The following is an 18,424-nucleotide window of genomic DNA, read 5'->3' as shown; positions in this document are numbered from 1 at the left end:
CTTAGGATTCCGCCAAAAATCCGCCGTTTAAAGAGCGGACCAGAAGAAGTCCTCCGCCTTTCGGAAGTTCGTCCACTCTGAATTCGGGATGATTCTCCCATATATCCAAATCGCAAAGGATCAAATCGAATTGTTTCCAGTCGGAAGCGCTCGAACCCGGAGTCAAAATTTTCACCTTGTCTCGTTTGAGGTTCTGTTTGACGCGGGACGGAACCTGATGGATGGAACCGTTTAAATCCACGATCGAAAGTTTCGAGTTGTAATTTCCCGCAAGGCGTTTTGCGATCTGAAGAAGTTCGAGATCCTTTTCTCCTCCGAAAAGAACGTGGATATTTTTTACGTCTTCGAGTTGGGAAGAAAACAAGATTCCCGCGTTGCAATCCGTTTCGTTCAGGATCGTGCGGATCTTTCCGCCGAGGATATCGTCCGAAAAGAAGGAACGCGCCGCTCCGATCAGAAGAAGTTTGTAATTTCCTTCTTCCACGATTCGAAGAATATCCTTCGTGATATTCGTGGACGTTTTATAGATCGGTTGCAGACGTATGTTCAAATCCTTGGAAAGTTCTTTCAAAGGACTGAAGCTGGACGATTCGTATTTTTCCGCGTGGGATTCCGATATGTTCGAATCCGGAGACAAATGAACCGCGGTAACTTCGCGGTCCTTCTTCTTTTCCGGAAAAAGTCCATAAGCGATTTTTAATAGTTCCAGTCCTCTGGAATGCTGCGCGAAGGAGATTAGAATTCCCGCGCCGGCGGAAGGTTTAGGAACCGATTCCTTTGTCGCAAAAATAAGTTCCACAAGTTTTAATCCGGGACCGGTCATGACCGTCGTCACGAGGGCCATTAAAACCATCATGGAGAAAATTTCCTCGGACAAAACTCCGAGATCGTAACCGATGTTGAGCACGATCAATTCCATCAAACCGCGGGTGTTCATCAGAACGCCCACGGAAAGGGAATCTTTCCAGTTTTTGCCGGACATACGGGCGGCGATCGCGCTTCCGCCTAACTTTCCTAAGACTGCGACGAATAGGATTGAAAAGAAGACCGGCCAAAGACCCGCGCTGGATAAGAGGCCGAACTTGGTTCTAAGTCCGGTAAACGCGAAAAACAAAGGAAGGAGAACCGTAAGACTGAAGTCCTCGATCTTATCGACGAGATTGTTTCTGAGTTCCTTTTTATCCGGCATGACGACGCCTGCGAGAAAGGCGCCGAACAACGCGTGGATTCCGATCGCTTCCGTAAGCCAAGCGGAGGCGAAGATGAATAAAAAGAAAAATCCGGTGATCGTCTTGGTCATCGATTCTTTGGTTGTGTAAAGATTTCCGGCGCGTTTCATCAAAGGACGGATTCCCTTCCACATCAGTAGCATATAAACGACGGACATAAGAATCATCAGAATTCCCGAAGAAAAGGAACCCGCGTTTACGATCGTCACGACGATGGCGAGAACGCACCAAGCGGTCACGTCGTCCGCGGCGGCCGCGGTCAGAGCAAGACTGCCTAACGTGGTTTTGGTGAGTCCTTTCTCCATAATGATTCTTGCAAGAACCGGAAAGGCGGTGATGCTCATCCCGATTCCCATAAAAAGACAGAAGGCGATAAAATCCACACCCTGTGGAGCTAACGGTACGTAGATGAAGTAGGCGAGTCCCGCTCCCAAAAGAAACGGGAACATGATGCTCGAATGGGAAATCACGACGGCGGACTCGGCTTGGTTTCCGAGAATTTTCAGATCGAGTTCCATTCCGATCACGAACATAAACAACAGAAGTCCGATCTGACTTAAGATCTGTAGAACGGAAAGAGATTCCTTAGGAAACAAAAGTTGGAATCCTTCCGGAAACAAAAATCCGAGTAGGGAAGGGCCGAGTAAAATCCCCGCGAGAATTTCCCCGATCACGGAAGGTTGTCCGACCATCGTTGCCAACTTGCCGAAAAAACGGGCTGCAACCATGATTACGATCAACTGAAGCAAGAGTCGCGAGAGAGGCTGTTTCAAATGACCGGAAAACATGTTTCCTACCGCTTCGACGTCGAAAAAATCAGGACGGATCGGCGCGGGTTTAACGGTAGAATTTGTTTCGTTCGTTTTTTTAACCGGATCGATCTGCGTAGAATGGAAGATCTCTTTTTTCAGTTCGAGACCTCGTCCGGTCTGAAGGATAAAACCCAGAGAAACAATGAATAAGAAAATAAGAAAAATGTAAAATACCGATATTTTTTTCATACAGGAAACCCTTATGTGCGAGCATTCTGAGATCGAATTCCGAATCCGTCATTCAGATTTTTAGGCGTTTGCGGATTTGAGCGCGTCGAAACGTTTGCGCTTACGGAAGAACGGATTCTTCCTGGAGAATTTTAGACGCGAGTTTGGCGGCTTCAAGCGGAGAAGCGGGTTGGCCGACTGCGCGCACTCTCGTAAGAAGCAGCCAACGAGTGTTCGTTTTTTGAAACGAAACCCAAAACCAAGAGTTCGCCTCTTCCTGCGTATAATGAAACGCGGAATCCGATCGATACTCTTCGACTCCGTTCCAATCCCCCGGGAGATCGTGGCTTCCGCTTGCGTTCGAAAGAGAACCGGGACTTCGTTTGAGAAGATCCCAAACGGTTGTTATCGTCTTTTTGCGGAAAGGAGGAGACGGTTCTTGAAGTCGGATTAAAAAATCCGCAAATTCGGACGGTGAGATCGTATACGAACCGTCGAGCCAAAACGAGTTTCTCGTAAACGGGACTGGATTGGAAAACGCACCTAACTTTTCCAAAAGAGGCTTTCCCTTTTCGGGACCGATCTCGTTCCAGAGTTTTGTGAAATACCAATGCACCGAATACTCGAGCGCGGACCGGAGATTCTGATCCTTCTGCCATCGAATGTAAGGATGTCTCGTCTTGTCCCAAAAAAAGAGGGATTGATCTTCCTTCAGATAACCGCTTTCCAACGCGGAGAGCGCGAGAACCGGGTGAAAGAGGGAAGAAGGGGGAGTTTTCAGAAAACATTCTTCTTTTTGAAAGTAGATTTTGTTACGCGAAGTGAGATTTGCCAAAATCGCGCAGACGAACTTTCCTTCCGAAATGAGATTCTTTTCGGAAAAAGGCATGGGCGGCGGGGTGTCGACGGGAAGTTCGCTTTTGCAGGCAGAGAACGCGAACACTAATACGAAAAACAACGATAAGACGATCGAACGTTTCACTTGAATTTCGAGTGAATCAGAGGAAAACGGAAATTCCAATCAAAATGAATGCGACAGGGAGATAAAAAAAGAAGAGATAAATTTTTCCGGCCTTCTTCCAGGGTTTTTCGAGTTTTGGACGGATCATCTCTTTTAGGATTTCTTCGTTCGCGTTGTAGAGTTCGGACGCGTCGTTCATCCCGTAAAGATTTCCCGCGAGTCGTTTTAGGGCTTTTTCACGATGTACTTCGAGATAACGTTTGCTCGCGGAAACGAGGGTTTCGTTTTCCGAAAACAGATTCCGAAACACCATGGGAATTTCGTAGAACTTTCCGATGAGCAGACTCGAAAAGCGGGTGAAAAGTCCGAGATAAAAGAGGGACGCGTATTGAACGGCTTCCCGTTTTAAACCGAACACGATTATGAAACAAACCGCATAGGCTCCGTAACCCACGATCAAACCGGCGCGTTCCAAAAAACGGTTCCAATAGACTTCTCTTTCAAATTCGAGATCCAAAGTTTCTAAGGACGGTGCGGTTGTGTTCGGGAGAGTCATCGGCAGTAAATTCAAAAAAAGGAATATACCCTTCTTCATCCATGCAAAACCCGGGGCTTGAAATGACAAATCAAATCGCGATCGAATTCCTCCCCGAAAAAAAAATTCAAAGCCTATGTCGCATCGTCTTGATGCGATCGGAAAGTGGCGATTTCGATTTCGCATTCGAATCTATTTTTCTTCGCCGGGAAACGGCCGGGCTTACCGAAAATCTTTTCATACGAGGCTTCCCGCATGTCGACCGCACTCAAACGAAAAGAAAGAAAAATTCAAACGGGAGAATTCTGGACATCCCGCCAGAGACAATCCCATTCCATTCACTACAGCGTTAGTTACCGCGCCTCGTTTAAACCCGAACTTCCGGCGTTCTTTTTAGACAAATATCTTTCCAAACGCAAGGGAGTCGTTCTCGATCCGTTCGGAGGAAGGGGAACCACTTCCATCCAAGCGAACTTAGAAGGTCATACCGCGATTCACAACGACATCAGCCCTATGTCCTTGTTTCTCGCCAAGTCCAGACAAACGATTCCTTCGGTGGAAAGTATGGAACGAATTTTGGATCGTCTCGATCTGAGAAAAAAAACGAAGGAAGAAAAAGAGGACAAGGACTTACTTGCGTTTTATCACAAGGATACGTTGAACGAAATCAAGAATCTCAAACGGATTCTTTCCCAGGATTCTTCTCCTGAAATTCAATACATCGGAGTTACCGCCCTTTCCCGATTGCACGGGCACAGCGACGGATTCTTTTCCGTTTATAGTTTTCCTCAGATTTCCATTCCTCCTTCGGCTCAAAAACGAAACAACGAGAAGAAGGGAATCAAACCGGAATACAAGGAAATCAAGTCGCGCATTCTGCAGAAAATGAAGCGCGATCTGAAAACTCCGCTTCCTCCGTTTTATCACGAGTTTTCAGGAAGAAATCGTTATACCAATCATTCTTCCCTGCATCTGGAATCTTTGGAGGATGGAGTCGCGGACTTGGTGGTGACTTCTCCGCCGTTTTTGGATAAGGTGAACTACGAAGAGGACAATTGGCTTCGGTATTGGTTTTTGGAAATCGAACTTCCCGATCACAAAAAGCCGAGCATCTTTTCCACGCTCAGCGCCTGGACCGATTTTATCCACGGAACCTTGGAGGAACTTTCGCGCGTCTTAAAGCCGGAAGGAGTTTGTGTGATGGAGGTGGGAGACATCAAAAAGGGCGCGACCGTTTTTAACCTGGACGAATACGTGATCCAGGCGGCGGCCGGTTCCGGTTTGGAATGGGAGACCACCTTTATCAACGATCAGAAATTCACGAAACTCTCGAATTGCTGGAACGTTTCGAATAACGAAAAGGGAACAAATTCGAACCGCTGCGTCGTGTTTCGGAATTACAAGTGAATGATTTTTGCGAGCGGTTTTAGGTCCGCGTGTCGGAACATTTGAAAATCGTGAACTTATCGTTTGATCCTTCAAGAATGTGGGAACTCTTACAATTTTGCGGCCGCATCCGCTAACGCGGTCGCGCCACTTCGGGCTCGCGAAGTCTCGCTCGGTCTAAACGCGCAGAAAGAATTTCTAAAATTCGACTCTTACTTTGGAAAGCGCGTTTAGACTAAACCCTGCGTGTCGCTTGCGGTTGTGGGAACTCATACAACGCGCGATTTACACGGTAAAGTCCCGAGAGTGTGGGAACTCATACGTTATTTTCGCTCTGCAAAGAGCGAAATGGCGACGCTCGACAGGCTCCGGGCTTAAATTCGAAAGAAGCCGCCCGGAGAGGGGGTAGCGTAAGCCGCTTGCGGCTGCAGCGAGGGGGACTCTTCCCCCTTCTAACACATTTTCGGAATTCTGTCTCTTTTTCTCGGAAATTCGCCCCTTTCCCCTTCACCAATTTCGGAAATTGGCCGACTTAAACTAAGAAGAGGGTTACCGGAATATGATGCGCTCACTCTGGACGGCTGCCACGGGAATGATTGCCCAGCAGTTTCATATCGATACGATTTCAAACAACTTAGCAAACGTAAACACGACCGGATTCAAAAAGAACCGTGCCGACTTTGAAGATCTCGTGTATCAACACCAGGTATTGGCTGGAACTCCGGCCACTTCCGTGAGCGAGATTCCCACCGGAGTCAACGTGGGTCACGGGGTAAGAGCGGCTGCCTCTCAAAAACTATTCGAGATCGGATCGTTTCAAGCCACCGGAAACAAACTGGATATGGCGATCACCGGCGAGATGGGATTCTTTAAGATCCAAATGCCCGACGGAAGTTTTGCGTTTTCCAGAGACGGATCGTTCAAAATCGATTCGAACCAACAAGTGGTGACTTCGAACGGATATCTTCTCGAACCTCCTTTGATTCTTCCCGAGGGAGCGATCTTAAACACACTCATGATTTCCGAACAAGGAGAAGTCACCGTAAAAGTCGGAGCCGACATTCGTCCCATCGTGATCGGACAAGTGGAATTATACCGTTTCGTAAACCCGGCCGGATTAACCGCGATCGGAAAAAACTTATTTCAAGAAACCGTGGCTTCCGGTCCCGAGATTCCGGGAACTCCCGGAATGGAAGGATTCGGAAACGTCCTACAGGGGTTTTTGGAAATGAGTAACGTAAAGATCGTGGAAGAGATGGTGAACATGATCGTGGCGCAAAGGGCGTACGAATCCAACTCCAAGGCGATTCAGACCTCGGACAACATGTTGTCCACTGCCATTTCCCTGAAGAGATAAGAATTTTATAAATTTCTTATGAACGTATTTCGGACTTTGTTTCTTCTCCTGCTTGCAGCCAACCCTCTTTTGGGAAGAGGAGTTTCCGGAATTTATCTCAAAGGCCGCGCGATCGTGGACGGAGAAGCGGTCCTTCTTTCTTCCGTAGCGCGAATTCCGGACGGATTCGAGGATCGGGTTCTCGTAAAGAATTTAAAACGTCCGATCTACATCGGTTCGAAAGAAATACTGAACGTCTACGGGGATCTGGAACCGAACGTAACCGGAAAGGAAACCCTGGTTCTTCCCCTCAATCACTCTCTCGAACCGAACGAAATCACGGAATCCTTGAGCGAGGAAATCCGCAAAAAGCATCTGAATGAAGAATTTCGTCTAACGTTTATTTCCGGCGAAACCAAGGTTCCCTCCGAGGGAGTGGAGCTGCGCTGGGCCAACCTTTCCTCCCGTCTGCATCCGGGACAACTGATGGCCTCTCTAGAAATTTTCTTTCAAGGCAAAAAGGTTCATAGTCTGAGAATCCGCTTTCAAGTGGAACAAAACGTCAAAGTTCTCAAGGCGAAACGTCCTTTGAACAAGGGAATCAAAATCACCGAAGATGATTTTCAGGAAGAAGCGGTTCTTACTCCCGAAGAAATTTTGGATTCTCCAGGACCGGAGCTCCTCGGTTCTACTCTTCTCAAAGACATGAACGAAGGGGAAATCTTCCGTAAAAAACACGTTCGCAAAATCCAGGACGTTCAAAGAGGAGGGGAAATTCTGATGATCTATCACAAAGGAAGTCTCGTCCTGAAAACGAAAGTAAAGGCTTTGAGTTCGGGAAATATCGGAGAAGATGTTCAAGTGACGACTCATTCGAGAGAAGGACAGATGAAAGCGAAGGTCGTGGATAAGAATACGGTGGTGACGGAATGAAGCTGAATTCCCTTTCTAAGATGATCGTAGAATTGATCCCCGGAATTTTCGGCGCGGTTCTTTTAAGTATTCTTTTGATCTTATTGATTTTTACGGGAAGCGGTTCCGGTCTCAAAGCTCAGGACGTTTCTCTTTGGACGGATAAGAATCCGTATTCGGTCCGTCAAAGCATCAAGGTCGGTTCCCCTCTTTATGTGAGAATCACGAACGGCCTGCAGGCGGAGTTCGAACTCGAATCCAACGCGGACGAAACGATCACTCTCAAATCCATGCCCGATAAAAAGATCATCCCAGATATGCCTTCGTATAACAACGATCGTACGATTACCCGCAAAAATAAGGGAAAGATCAAGTCACTCGGAAAGGTGAAGGGAAATCTAACCGCGCTCGTAACCGCGATCGATCCGAACACCGGGCTTTTGACGATCCAAGGACAAAAGGTGAACGTGATCAACGGAGAAGAGAACAGCCTCGCCCTTTCAGGAACGGTCTCCCCCGAATTCGTGGAAAAGGATTCCTCCATCAACGCGGATAAGATCGCCAATCTCCAGGTCAATTTTAACGGGAGAATCAACCGTCAACAGGTAAATCCTCCGATCGCCTTGAAATCCGTGACCAACCCGGACGGCTCAGTGACTGTCAAGGCGGAACTTTCCGAAGAGGAAAAACAAAGGCTGATTCTGAATCAGTTGAACCGGCTTCTGGGAGAATCACAATGAAATCAGAATATTCTATTTTTTGTATGTCTTTATTCTCGGAGCGCGTTCGCGGGTTTTTATCGCGCGTTTTTCCGTTTTACGCGGTTTCGTTTTATGTGCGTTTTACGCCGATCTCCGTCCTGGTCGGATTGATCGGAATTTTTTCCGTTTCTTTGAACGCCGCCGAACTGCGCCTCAAAGACATCGCGCGCATCGAAGGAATCCGCGAAAACCAAATCACCGGTTACGGAATCGTGGTCGGTCTTCCGGGAACGGGGGACAGTAAAACTCCGTTCACTTCGGAGAGTATGAAAAACTATTTAAAAAATCTTGGAGTCGAAGCGAATCTCAAACCCGATCAAACGAGAAACATCGCTTCGGTTTTGATCACCGCTACGATTCCCACCTACGCCCGCAAAGGCGACAAGTTGAACGTGGTCGTTTCGTCCATCGGAGACGCAAAGTCCCTCGAAGGAGGAGTTCTTTTACAATCTCCTTTGAAAACCGCGGGCGACAAGACGTTCGCGGTCGCTTCGGGCGTGATTTCATTCGGCGGAAGACAAGAACAGGAACGGGGAAGCGGCGCTCGCGGAAATAAAAAGACGGTGGGTGTGGTTCACGGAGGCGCGATCGTAGAACAGGAATTGGATCAGAATTTTTACGCGTCGGAACGGGTGCAAATCCAACTCGATAATCAGGACTTTACCACTCTCAATGCGGTGATCTCTCAGATTCGTTCGATTCTTCCCGGAAAACACGGAATCGGACCGGAGTCTGTCGTTCCGGTTTCTCCTTCGGAGATCAATATCGTTCTCGGAAAAACGTTCGAGAACAAGTCGGACGCATTCTTAACTTTATTAAGCGACATCGAAAATCTCACCGTGGAAACTCAGGTGAAACCGAAGGTGGTCATCAACGAAAGAACGGGCGTCATCGTGATGGGAGGAAACATCACGATCGAAGAAGTTGCCGTTTCCCGTTCCGGTTTGAATCTTTCTGTCACCGATAAAAACAGAAGACGCAACTGGCTCGGAAAAGAACAGGAGCCGGTCAAAAGTTCCTTTGTGATCGAGGAATCCACAAGCGTAGGAGACGTGGTCGAAGCGCTGAATAAAGTGGGCGCGTCCACGCGAGACATCATAGCCATTTTGGAAGCGTTGAAAAAATCGGGCGCGTTACACGCGGAGCTGGAAATACAATGAGAATCGATTCCGTTCAAGATTATACGAATAAGCTGAATCTGGTGGAAAAGCCGGAAGTAAGAAGTCTGATCAACATAGAAAAATCCAATCAGGAAAAACGGAACGTTACCTTTCCGGAACAACTTCGGGAAGAATTCAACGAGAAACTTTCCGGTAAAATCAGCTCTTCCGAAGTCCGAATGCCTCACAACATCAAGGAAGAAACCGCGGCCGATCCGTATCGCAAAAAACTGTATTCCGCTTCCGTGGAATTCGAATCGATCTTCGTCAAGATGATGTTAAGCGAAATGAAAAAGACCGTGTCCAAGTCTGGCTTGATCGACGGCGGTCACGCGGAAGAGATTTTCGAAGATATGCTCTACGACGAATATTCCAAAAACCTTTCGGCGAATTCTTCTTTGGGTCTTGCGGAGCAGATTTATCAATCTCTTTCCTCCAACCTTCCTCCGGTCAACGCCGGAACCAGAACCGACCGCAAAGCTTAAAGCAGGAGTTCCCACAATTTCAACGCCAACCTCCTTTTGGCTCGATCGTAAATCGTAGTAGTTCCCACGACTCAATCGATCAAATCCGCAAACTTGATTCCGTCCAAATCGTTTTGGAGTTTTTCTTCCGTCTTTTCGACCTTGGAACCGATGTTTCCCGGAAAGAGCTTGAGTTCCTTATCGCCCGTCAGAAGAGGTTCCGGAATCTTTCTGTAAACGTCGCCGATGCTTAAATCGCCCGGAGCGATGATCGGAACGAATTCGTTCTTCCTTGTCTCGGAAAGAAATTCCAGTTCGCAGAGTTTTTTGGTCAACACGGGAATCTCCTCTTCTTTTAAGCGGGAAATCTGCGAAAGCTCGAAGGGAGAAGAGGGAATCTTCTTTTCTTTTTGGATTTTATACGCGGACTTCAAGGTCAGAATCAATTTGCGGAACTCGTTGCTGGAAGAAGTGTGAATCTCGTCCGAGGATTGAAGCGGCGCCAGATAACGTTCGCGGAACTGCAAGGACGCCGTGATCTCCGCTCCGAATAAGACGATTAGAGAAAGCGAATATACTCCCAAAAGAAAAATAGGAACGGCGGCTAACGCCTTGTAGATGATCATCGTCGTTTCGCTGAACGAGGAAAGATACACGTGAAATCCCCAGAGGAACACGAGGAATATGACGCCCGTAACCGCAGCTCCCGCCGCCGACGCTTTCAGCGGAACCTTCGTGTTCGGAATCAAGGAATAAAGGCTTAGGAAAAAAAGCCAGATTCCGGAGAGAGGAAAAAGAATTCTCAAGAAAGAATAAATCGAAAAGACGCTGTCCCCGCCGGTGATCGTCGTAGTGGAAAACTTCTGATCCTTGGATTCGGTGATGCTGATCGTTTTGTATTCCCCGATATTGAGCATTCGGATCTTTCCGTTTTCTTTCCGTTCCAACAAAAGATTGGCCCAAAGTTTTCCGTTCATCGGAGTATAAAACGGATTCCAATGATCTCCTCCGTCCGTGGAAATCAGGATATGACCGAGGCTGTCCATGAGAAAGAGTTCCATCGCGTCGGTTCCGGTAAAGGACCAGATTCGGATGAAGTTGTATCGTTTGTGGCTAAGTTCGATCCAACTATTTCCGCCGTCCCTCGAACGGTAGATGACCCCGCGTTCGCCGGCGAGAAAAATTTCTCCGTTGTCCGCACGATGAATATCATGAAACGCTAAATGAGTTAGACGGTTCGGATAGAAGTTGAATCCGCCGTCGTTGCTCGTCCAAACCGTTCCCGATTCGTCGGCGATATATCCGTTCAGTGCGTCCGGAAAATACACTTTGGACGCGTTCATTTTGAGACGATCCTTAAAGATCGGTTTGAAGGAAATTCCTTCGGGAATGTAATGAAGAACTTCACCGTTTTTGAATACAATGAAAATGTTATTTAGATTGACGATTTCGATGTCCTTGAGTTCGACGCCTTCGAATGACGTCAAAGTCCAGACGGAGGATTCGATCGGTTTGATCAAAAGCGCGCCTCTGCGGGAGAGTGCGTAGATCAAACCTTCTCGGATTCGAATCCGGATAAAATCGGAACTTCCTATGTCCGGTTTTTTACAGAAGTCCAGGCGGCCTCCGAGGTTATCGAGACATTTCATGTTTTCGAAATCGATCTCGTCTTCCCGGATGGAATATTCTTTTTTGAGATTGGAATCCATGCGGAAAAGGGTTCCGTTTTCCCCGCTTACCCAAATTTTTCCGAGAGGATCTTTTTCCATGGAGAAGTAGTGGGGCGGCCTGAAAAAATCGATCGTCTTTTCGGCGACTCCTTCTCCGATCACGAAAAGAAGAGGACCGATGGCCAATACGAAAAAGTAGAACACGAGTTTTTGAAAGAGGGAACGGTTGGAGCTGATTCTCCAGATTCCGTTGAACGCATTCTCCAAAGAACGCAAAACTGCGGTCGCCGAAAAAACCAAGATCACGAAACCGATGGCTCCGATCTGAGTCGCGGTGTCGATCAAGTCGCCGATCGTTTCGAGATACGTGTTGATGTCCACGTTGATATTGCTCTGAAGTATGAACGTGTTGATCGTATCGAAAATTTCTTCCTTACGATTTTCCAGACCGGAAGTGATCGTGATCAGGGAAAGAGCGACGGTCAACATCGGAATCAAGGAAACGATCGTAGTGTAGGAAATTCCGGAGGCCTGCATCAAACAATCGTCTTTGATGAAACGATAGGCGGAACCGACGATGATCCGGATCGAAAGTACGAAAATTCTTAAAAAACCTTTTTCGGGAATTCGATCCGAATCGGTAAGCCAACCCGGTTTTAAAAGATGCTGCATCGTTCATTCCGCCTTGAAGCTGTACAGAACCATGGACGAGGTCAAGGGTCTGCCTTTTTTTTTGAGTTTGCTCTTCCAATGATAGATCGAAATTCGAATCCATTTCCAGTATTCTTTCCAGGAACGAAAACTTCCTCTGGACTTGAGCAATTTTGCAAGGAGCGAAAAATCGACTCCGGGATACGTGATATGATTCGTAAAACCCGAGCGATCAAGAATTTTTTTCAAATTCGATTCCGAATAATAATAAAAATGTCCCGGAAGATAGTAGTGATAGTTCGGCCCCGCATCGATCGCTTGCCAGCCTTCGAAGTTTGCGGTTTGCAGAAGAAGAAGTCCACCGGGTTTTAAGATTCGACCCAGTTTTTCAAAAACCTTCTCCGGTTCGGAAAGATGTTCGATGACTTCCACGAGAGTCACCACATCGAAATACGCTTCGGGTAAATCCGCGTCTAAAAATTCTCCCGTGTATATTTTGAATCCCCGAGATCTTGCGACATCCGCGGAATACGAGGAGATTTCCACGCCTGTTACGCCGAAGCCCGCTTCTTTCGCGCAGTTTAAAAATCCGCCGAAGGAACATCCTATGTCCAAAAATTCTCCCGTTCGTTTGAACTTGCGGATGTTGGAAAGACGCGCCTTCCAAACGTATCGATCGTAAGTTTCGGTTTGCCGTTCATCGCGATAGGAAAAATCGGCGCCGCCGGAATAATATTCCTCCGTATAAAGCGAAGAGGGTTCCGGCCTTGGATACTGGGTTTGTAGTCCGCAGGAAGTGCAGAGGTATATTGGAATATTATAATTTTTAAAGGAAGAATGGTATAAAAATTTCCAATCTTTTTTTTGACAGCAAGGACAGGTTTCGTCTATAGTTTTGCCAGAAAAATCCAATGACAGATCCTTTCTTCGAGTTTTCCCAAAGGAGTCCGCTCCGTATAACCGAAATCCATTCGGGAGAATCCTTTCAAATCCTCTTTCAATTCTTCTAATGTATAAAAACGGGAATAGGCGCCTTTTAAATCCGGGGTTTGAATCAAGGTTCCCTGCGCCTGCAGATGCGTGTCGCCGACGGCCCGCACCGAACCCGCGAGAAATCCTCCGGGTTTGAGAATCCTTTTTTTCTCCTTCAGGATTTCTCTTGCGAGTTCGACAGAGTTGTAGTGAAGAACTCCCCAGCTTACGATCACGTCGAAAAAACCGTCTTCATACGAAAGAGGAGGGTGTTCGTGGATCGACGCTTTGACGAACGGATATTCCTGCGAGATCGTTTTGACCGAATTCTCCGTATAATCCGTGGCGTAGACTTGATAACCGAATTCGTTTAACAAAACGCAGTGTCTTCCCGAACCGGCTCCGAAGTCGAGCGCCTTTCGCTGTTCCGAAGATTCCGTCTGTGTCGATACGATCTTGGACAACATACGCACCAGATTCTCATCCGGATAACCGAGTCTGGATTTGTTCCGGGTATAATGCGTGTTCCAAGCGGATTGGGAGGAAGATTCAGAAGGATTCAAATTTACCTTCCAGTCTTTGAAGAACGGACTTCTTCCATTCTTCCAAAGTCTGTTCGTTTTGTTCGGGACCGACGAGTCCGACCGTGCGGGTGCGAACTCCGTTTCCTTCGGAGGTTTTGAGAATATCGCCTTCCTCTTTCAGTTTACGATCAAAAAGAAGTTTTTCCTTTCCCGCCGCGGCGAATTCACCGTGTCCCGTAAGTTTTGATTTTCCTTCGGGAGGTGTGGAGAAAAAAATTCCGGCGTACGTTTTGGGAACGCCCGTATAATTCTCGAACGGACGAATCGGTTCGCCGACCAGAAGTTTCACCAAGTTGTCAAAGTAGGCCGATCCGAAATAATTGGGGATGAGAGAATCCGCCAAAAATTCTCCGCCCACTTCGGGAACCGCCTCGATCAGATAAATTTCTCCTTGAGGAGTGATTCTGAATTCCGCCACGAACGGGCAGTCGTTCATTCCGGTCGCCGCGATGAGCGCGCGGCAGTTGAGCAGGATTTCTCCGATCAATTCGGTGCGTAAAAACGGAAGAGTATGAGCGATTTCTAAATAAGGAGGATATGATGTTACGTCCTTGTGGGAGATCGACGCTGGAAAGAAATTTCCTTTTTGGACCAACCCGCAGACCGTGATTTCGAAACCGGGAATGTATTCCTCGGCGATCCAATTCTCCTTGTCCGCGTTAGACGCGCTTGTTTTCTTTTTGGAAGGGGCCGTTTTCGATTTCGGCGATTTCTTTTTGGATTTTAAGAACGTTTCCCATTCTTCGGGTTCGTGAAAGGTTCGGATTCCTTCTTTGCTGTTTCCTCGGACGGGTTTGTAGACGAACGGGAATTGATTTTTAGATAAGTTCGAATGGATGTCGTAGTTTTCGGGGACGAGAATTCCCACTCTGGCCGCGGTTTCTTTCAGAAGATTTTTATCGGAACAGATTTCCACGCAGTTCAAGCTCGCATAACGCAGCTTGAGTTTTTCGGCGATGTAAGAAGCCGTATACGTCGCCTTTCCGTAGGAACGCGTTCCTACTCCGAGAATTCTTCCGTGCAGAGGAATTTCGGAAACCGTCTTTAGAATTTTACGATATTCTGTAATGGACTCCATGATTCGAAGAGAGGACATCCCCAAGCCGGGAGCGCGATCGTTTTGATCGACCGCGATCACCGAATAACCCAGGCGTATCGCCGCGGAGATTAAGGGAACCTGATTGGTTCCGGCTCCTATGGAAAGAAAATGCCCCTTTTGTTTCATTTCCCATAGGTTTCTTTTAGGGCGGGGAGAAAGTCAAAGGATTTTTAAGCGCTAAGAACGTACGACTCGATCCAGTTCCTGGCTCGAATCGGATCCGTATAGAAGTGCTCGTTTTCCTTTCCGAATTTTTCCTCGTAGTTTCCGATCTTCGTTTCGTCTTGATGAACGTGCACCGCCGCGATGCAACGGATTCCGCGGAGATTTTGAAACCGCATCGATTTGGATTCTTCAAAGAGATTCAAGTAACCGACCTTCCATCCGTAGTCCGATAAGATTTGCGGTATGATCTCGCGAAAGCGTTTGTGCGCTTCGAGGTTGGCGGCTTGGAACCCGTGTAAGTTGATGAAGATCTTAAACGTTCCGTTGTCCGGTATTTGTGCGAGGGAATCGAGAAGGGATTTTTCCCAGACTTCCACGTCTTCGATTTCGACTTTGCCGCTAATTCTCGTGCTGACTAATTTTTGTTTCGGGTCCCATTCCGTTTTCGTAATGATTGCGGTTTCCATCCGTCTCCTTTTTGCGTTTTATCCACGCGTCTGTTCGACGGAGAACGGATGAACGAAGGTCGTCAAAATTCGGGATTCGAAAAGAATTTGTTTCTCTTTTTTATAAGAAGCCGTCGGGAAACTTACGAAACGCGTTCGTAGAGGATTCGAACTCCTCCCGCTTTTTCTCCGTTCGGTCTGAGGTTTTGGGAGAAGATAATCAACTTATCGTCCCCGTCTTTTTCCAAACTGGTTCTCCAACCCCAACTGGTTTCCGGAGTATCGCCGCCGTAGTGTCCCGTAACGGACCATTCCTTTGCGCCTGGAACTCCTTCCGAAAACAGGATTCCGCTCCCCATTCCGAAACTTTCGACCCAAGCGGATTCGTATCGTTTTTTGTCGATGTGATATCCGTAGATCGCGATTCCTTCGAACGGTTCGCCTCCGTAACTTCCCTTGTATTCGTGCAGAAGAAATCTTCCGCCTAATACGAGTTTGATGGTTCCCGCAATCGGAGATTCGTCGGTGACCTCTCCCTCTTTGAACATCATCTGGTTGACGCCTTTCCAATTCCCCGTATAGGATTCGAATTCTTTGTGGACGCCTTCCCGTTTGGAGGTTTCGAACTTTTCTTTACTCATGGCGAAACAGTGAAGTCGGTTTCGGGATAGAAAGCAAGAAGAATTAAGAGTTCTTAGCGGACTTCGAACTCGATTAAAACCTTGGCTTGGATCTTTCGTTCCCCCACGGAAAGCGGCGAAGAATCGCTTTCTCTTCCTTTCATCTGATAAACCACCTGTTGATACGCCGCGGAATCGGATTCGACGATTTTGATCGCCGTGACTTCTTTTTTGCCGATCGCATTGGCGAGAACCAGCGCCTTGTTTTTCGCGTCTTCATACGCGGAAACGAGCGCGTCTTTTTCCTGTTTGGAAGTGGAATCCGATTTGAATTCGATTCCGCTTACGTTGTTGACTCCCAACTTTTGAAGTTCCAGCAATACGTCTTTATAAAGTTTTAAGTTCCTGAGTTTTAAAAGAATTCCGGACGTGGACAGATACGGCCTTTGTTTTCCGTCCTGAAGATATTGTCTTTGCAGAGTGTAATCGGTGCTGTATATATCCTTGGGGGAAATTTTGAATTCTTTGGAGAGCGCCTGGATCACGTTAGACGTTCTTTCGAGATTCTTTTCCTGGGCCGTTTTTGCGTTCGCTTCCTCGACTTCCACGGCAAAGGTCATCTGGATGTAATCGGTTTCCACGACCGCGGTTCCGCTTCCGGAGACGGTTACGGTTTGTTTGTTCTCGGAATAAATGCCCAATACGGGAACGACGAATAACGTAAGAAGAATCAGTTTCAATCGGTTCATAGTTCGGAAATGTTTTTTGAAAATCCGATCCTTGAAAACAAAAAAAGGCGGAAGAGGGGAACCTCGACCGCCTTTTTGCGATTGGTAAAGAACGTTCGGATGAATTACATCATTCCGCCCATTCCTCCCATACCGCCGCCCATTCCCGCCATCGGGTTTGGAGCGTCTTTTTCCGGTTTATCGGTGATCGTAACTTCGGTAGTCAGAATCATGGAACCGATAGAAGCCGCGTTTTGAAGAGCGGAACGAACCACTTTCGCAGGGTCGACGACTCCGGCTTGGATCATATCTTCCCAAACCATCGTAAGAGCGTTGAAACCTTCGTTTCCTTTTTTCGCCTTCGCGTGTTCTACGATTACGGAACCTTCCAGACCTGCGTTGGAAGTGATCATGCGGATCGGTTCTTCCAAAGCTCTGAAGATGATTTTTGCTCCGGTGGCTTCGTCGCCTTCGAGTTTCAATCCGCCAACGGCTTCCTGCGCTTTGAGAAGAGTCAAACCGCCGCCTGGAACGATTCCTTCTTCCACCGCGGCGCGAGTTGCGGAAAGAGCGTCTTCCACACGGGCTTTTTTCTCTTTCATTTCAACTTCGGTAGCCGCTCCGACGTGAATCACCGCAACCCCGCCTGCGAGTTTTGCGAGTCTTTCTTGGAGTTTTTCCTTGTCATACTCGGAAGTGGTGTCTTCGATCTGTTTTTTGATCTGACCGATTCTTCCTTGAATGTCTTTCGTTTGGCCTTTGCCTTCGATGATGGTGGTGTTCTCTTTATCCACGGTCACTTTGTTCGCGCGGCCGAGCATTTGAAGAGTGGTGTTCTCGAGTTTCATTCCGAGGTCTTCGGAAATCACTTGTCCGCCGGTCAGAATCGCGATGTCTTCGAGCATCGATTTTCTTCTGTCGCCGAATCCCGGAGCTTTTACAGCAACGCAAGAGATGGTTTTTCTGAGAGTGTTGACTACGATCGTAGCAAGAGCTTCTCCTTCCACTTCTTCGGAGATGATCACGAGAGGTTTTCCCGCTTGAGCCACTTTTTCCAGAACGTGGATCAGATCTTTCATAGAGGAGATCTTTTTGTCGTAGATCAGGATGAAAGGATCGTTCAGAGTCGCAGTCATCGCTTCCGGATCGGTCACCATATAAGGAGAAATGTATCCTCTGTCGAACTGCATCCCTTCAACTACGTCGAGAGTTGTTTCGATGGACTTCGCTTCTTCCACAGTGATGACTCCGTCTTTACCGACTTTGTCCATCGCGTCCGCGATCAGATTACCGATCGTAGTATCGTTGTTAGCGGAGATCGTCGCAACGTTTGCGATGTCTTTTTTGTTTTCGATCTTAACCGCTCTTTTTTGAATGCTTTCCACCGCAGCGGCAACCGCTTTGTCGATTCCTCTTTTGAGAGACATCGGGTTTGCACCCGCGGTTACGTTTTTCAAACCTTCGTTGATGATGGATTGAGCGAGAATGGTTGCGGTAGTGGTTCCGTCACCTGCGACGTCGTTCGTCTTTGTGGAAACTTCTTTCACCATTTGCGCGCCCATGTTTTCCAGAGCGTCTTCGAGTTCGATTTCTTTCGCAACGGTAACGCCGTCTTTAGTGATGGTAGGCGCGCCGAATTTTTTATCGATCACTACGTTGCGACCCTTAGGCCCGAGGGTAACTTTCACCGCGTTCGCGAGTTTGTTCACACCTTCGAGGAGCTTGCGTCTTGCTGTTTCGTTGTATTCTATATCTTTAGCCATGA

The 18,424-nt window shown here is 47.6% G+C and carries 17 protein-coding genes; 6 read left to right on the top strand and 11 right to left on the bottom strand.

The window, feature by feature from the left end:
* Position 1: 1 nt before the first annotated feature.
* The 3 genes from LFX17_RS11140 to LFX17_RS11130 all read right to left on the bottom strand — a co-directional run bounded on the left by LFX17_RS11140 (position 2) and on the right by LFX17_RS11130 (position 3,765).
* Positions 2-2,230, bottom strand: coding sequence for a cation:proton antiporter (locus LFX17_RS11140; protein ID WP_238730312.1), 2,229 nt, complete (start codon positions 2,228-2,230; stop codon positions 2-4).
* A gap of 100 nt (positions 2,231-2,330) precedes the next feature.
* A complete protein-coding gene (locus LFX17_RS11135) occupies positions 2,331-3,152 on the bottom strand; it encodes a penicillin-binding transpeptidase domain-containing protein (RefSeq protein WP_238747748.1) in 822 nt (273 codons plus the stop codon).
* A gap of 55 nt (positions 3,153-3,207) precedes the next feature.
* On the bottom strand, positions 3,208-3,765 hold the full coding sequence (locus LFX17_RS11130) for a hypothetical protein (protein ID WP_406600674.1): 558 nt from the start codon (positions 3,763-3,765) through the stop codon (positions 3,208-3,210).
* 195 nt (positions 3,766-3,960) lie between these two features.
* Here LFX17_RS11130 and LFX17_RS11125 point away from each other — a divergent pair, with 195 nt between their 5' ends.
* From LFX17_RS11125 to LFX17_RS11100, 6 genes are all read left to right on the top strand, one after another.
* Positions 3,961-5,112 (top strand): class I SAM-dependent methyltransferase, encoded by a 1,152-nt coding sequence (locus LFX17_RS11125; RefSeq protein WP_238730311.1) that lies wholly within the window; start codon positions 3,961-3,963, stop codon positions 5,110-5,112.
* 541 nt (positions 5,113-5,653) lie between these two features.
* On the top strand, positions 5,654-6,448 hold the full coding sequence (flgG, locus tag LFX17_RS11120) for a flagellar basal-body rod protein FlgG (protein ID WP_118955940.1): 795 nt from the start codon (positions 5,654-5,656) through the stop codon (positions 6,446-6,448).
* An 18-nt stretch (positions 6,449-6,466) separates the two neighbouring features.
* Entirely contained in the window at positions 6,467-7,360 is an 894-nt protein-coding gene (flgA, locus tag LFX17_RS11115; protein ID WP_238746711.1) for a flagellar basal body P-ring formation chaperone FlgA, read from the top strand.
* A complete protein-coding gene (locus LFX17_RS11110) occupies positions 7,357-8,079 on the top strand; it encodes a flagellar basal body L-ring protein FlgH (protein ID WP_406600673.1) in 723 nt (240 codons plus the stop codon). Before flgA ends, LFX17_RS11110 begins: the two co-directional genes overlap by 4 nt.
* Entirely contained in the window at positions 8,076-9,260 is a 1,185-nt protein-coding gene (locus LFX17_RS11105; RefSeq protein WP_238746710.1) for a flagellar basal body P-ring protein FlgI, read from the top strand. Before LFX17_RS11110 ends, LFX17_RS11105 begins: the two co-directional genes overlap by 4 nt.
* Positions 9,257-9,745: a rod-binding protein gene (locus tag LFX17_RS11100; protein ID WP_238730308.1), complete on the top strand. Its 489-nt coding sequence runs from the start codon at positions 9,257-9,259 to the stop codon at positions 9,743-9,745. The genes LFX17_RS11105 and LFX17_RS11100 overlap by 4 nt, the downstream gene beginning before the upstream one ends.
* Before the next feature lie 71 nt (positions 9,746-9,816).
* Here LFX17_RS11100 and LFX17_RS11095 read toward each other — a convergent pair whose 3' ends face one another.
* From LFX17_RS11095 to groL, 8 genes are all read right to left on the bottom strand, one after another.
* Positions 9,817-12,066: a YhjD/YihY/BrkB family envelope integrity protein gene (locus tag LFX17_RS11095; RefSeq protein WP_238746709.1), complete on the bottom strand. Its 2,250-nt coding sequence runs from the start codon at positions 12,064-12,066 to the stop codon at positions 9,817-9,819.
* Between the two features lie 3 nt (positions 12,067-12,069).
* On the bottom strand, positions 12,070-12,957 hold the full coding sequence (locus tag LFX17_RS11090) for a class I SAM-dependent methyltransferase (protein ID WP_238746708.1): 888 nt from the start codon (positions 12,955-12,957) through the stop codon (positions 12,070-12,072).
* Complete coding sequence (locus LFX17_RS11085; RefSeq protein WP_238746706.1) at positions 12,933-13,580, bottom strand: class I SAM-dependent methyltransferase; 648 nt, start codon at positions 13,578-13,580, stop codon at positions 12,933-12,935. Before LFX17_RS11085 ends, LFX17_RS11090 begins: the two co-directional genes overlap by 25 nt.
* Entirely contained in the window at positions 13,567-14,826 is a 1,260-nt protein-coding gene (locus tag LFX17_RS11080) for an ATP-grasp domain-containing protein (RefSeq protein WP_238746704.1), read from the bottom strand. Before LFX17_RS11080 ends, LFX17_RS11085 begins: the two co-directional genes overlap by 14 nt.
* 44 nt (positions 14,827-14,870) lie before the next feature.
* The gene (locus LFX17_RS11075; RefSeq protein WP_238730303.1) at positions 14,871-15,332 is read right to left on the bottom strand and encodes a hypothetical protein; all 462 of its coding nucleotides are present in this window, start codon (positions 15,330-15,332) and stop codon (positions 14,871-14,873) included.
* A gap of 122 nt (positions 15,333-15,454) precedes the next feature.
* Positions 15,455-15,952: a DUF1579 family protein gene (locus LFX17_RS11070; RefSeq protein ID WP_238730302.1), complete on the bottom strand. Its 498-nt coding sequence runs from the start codon at positions 15,950-15,952 to the stop codon at positions 15,455-15,457.
* 53 nt (positions 15,953-16,005) lie between these two features.
* Positions 16,006-16,680 carry an SIMPL domain-containing protein gene (locus tag LFX17_RS11065; protein WP_238746703.1) on the bottom strand — a complete coding sequence of 225 codons (675 nt, stop codon included), beginning with the start codon at positions 16,678-16,680 and terminating at the stop codon, positions 16,006-16,008.
* 104 nt (positions 16,681-16,784) lie between these two features.
* Entirely contained in the window at positions 16,785-18,422 is a 1,638-nt protein-coding gene (gene groL / locus LFX17_RS11060; RefSeq protein WP_238730300.1) for a chaperonin GroEL, read from the bottom strand.
* Positions 18,423-18,424: the final 2 nt, after the last annotated feature.

It is taken from the genome of Leptospira sanjuanensis (assembly GCF_022267375.1).
Lineage (GTDB): Bacteria > Spirochaetota > Leptospiria > Leptospirales > Leptospiraceae > Leptospira > Leptospira sanjuanensis.
The sequence above is the reverse complement of the archived record's forward strand: the minus strand, read 5'-3'. Positions and strand labels throughout refer to the sequence as shown.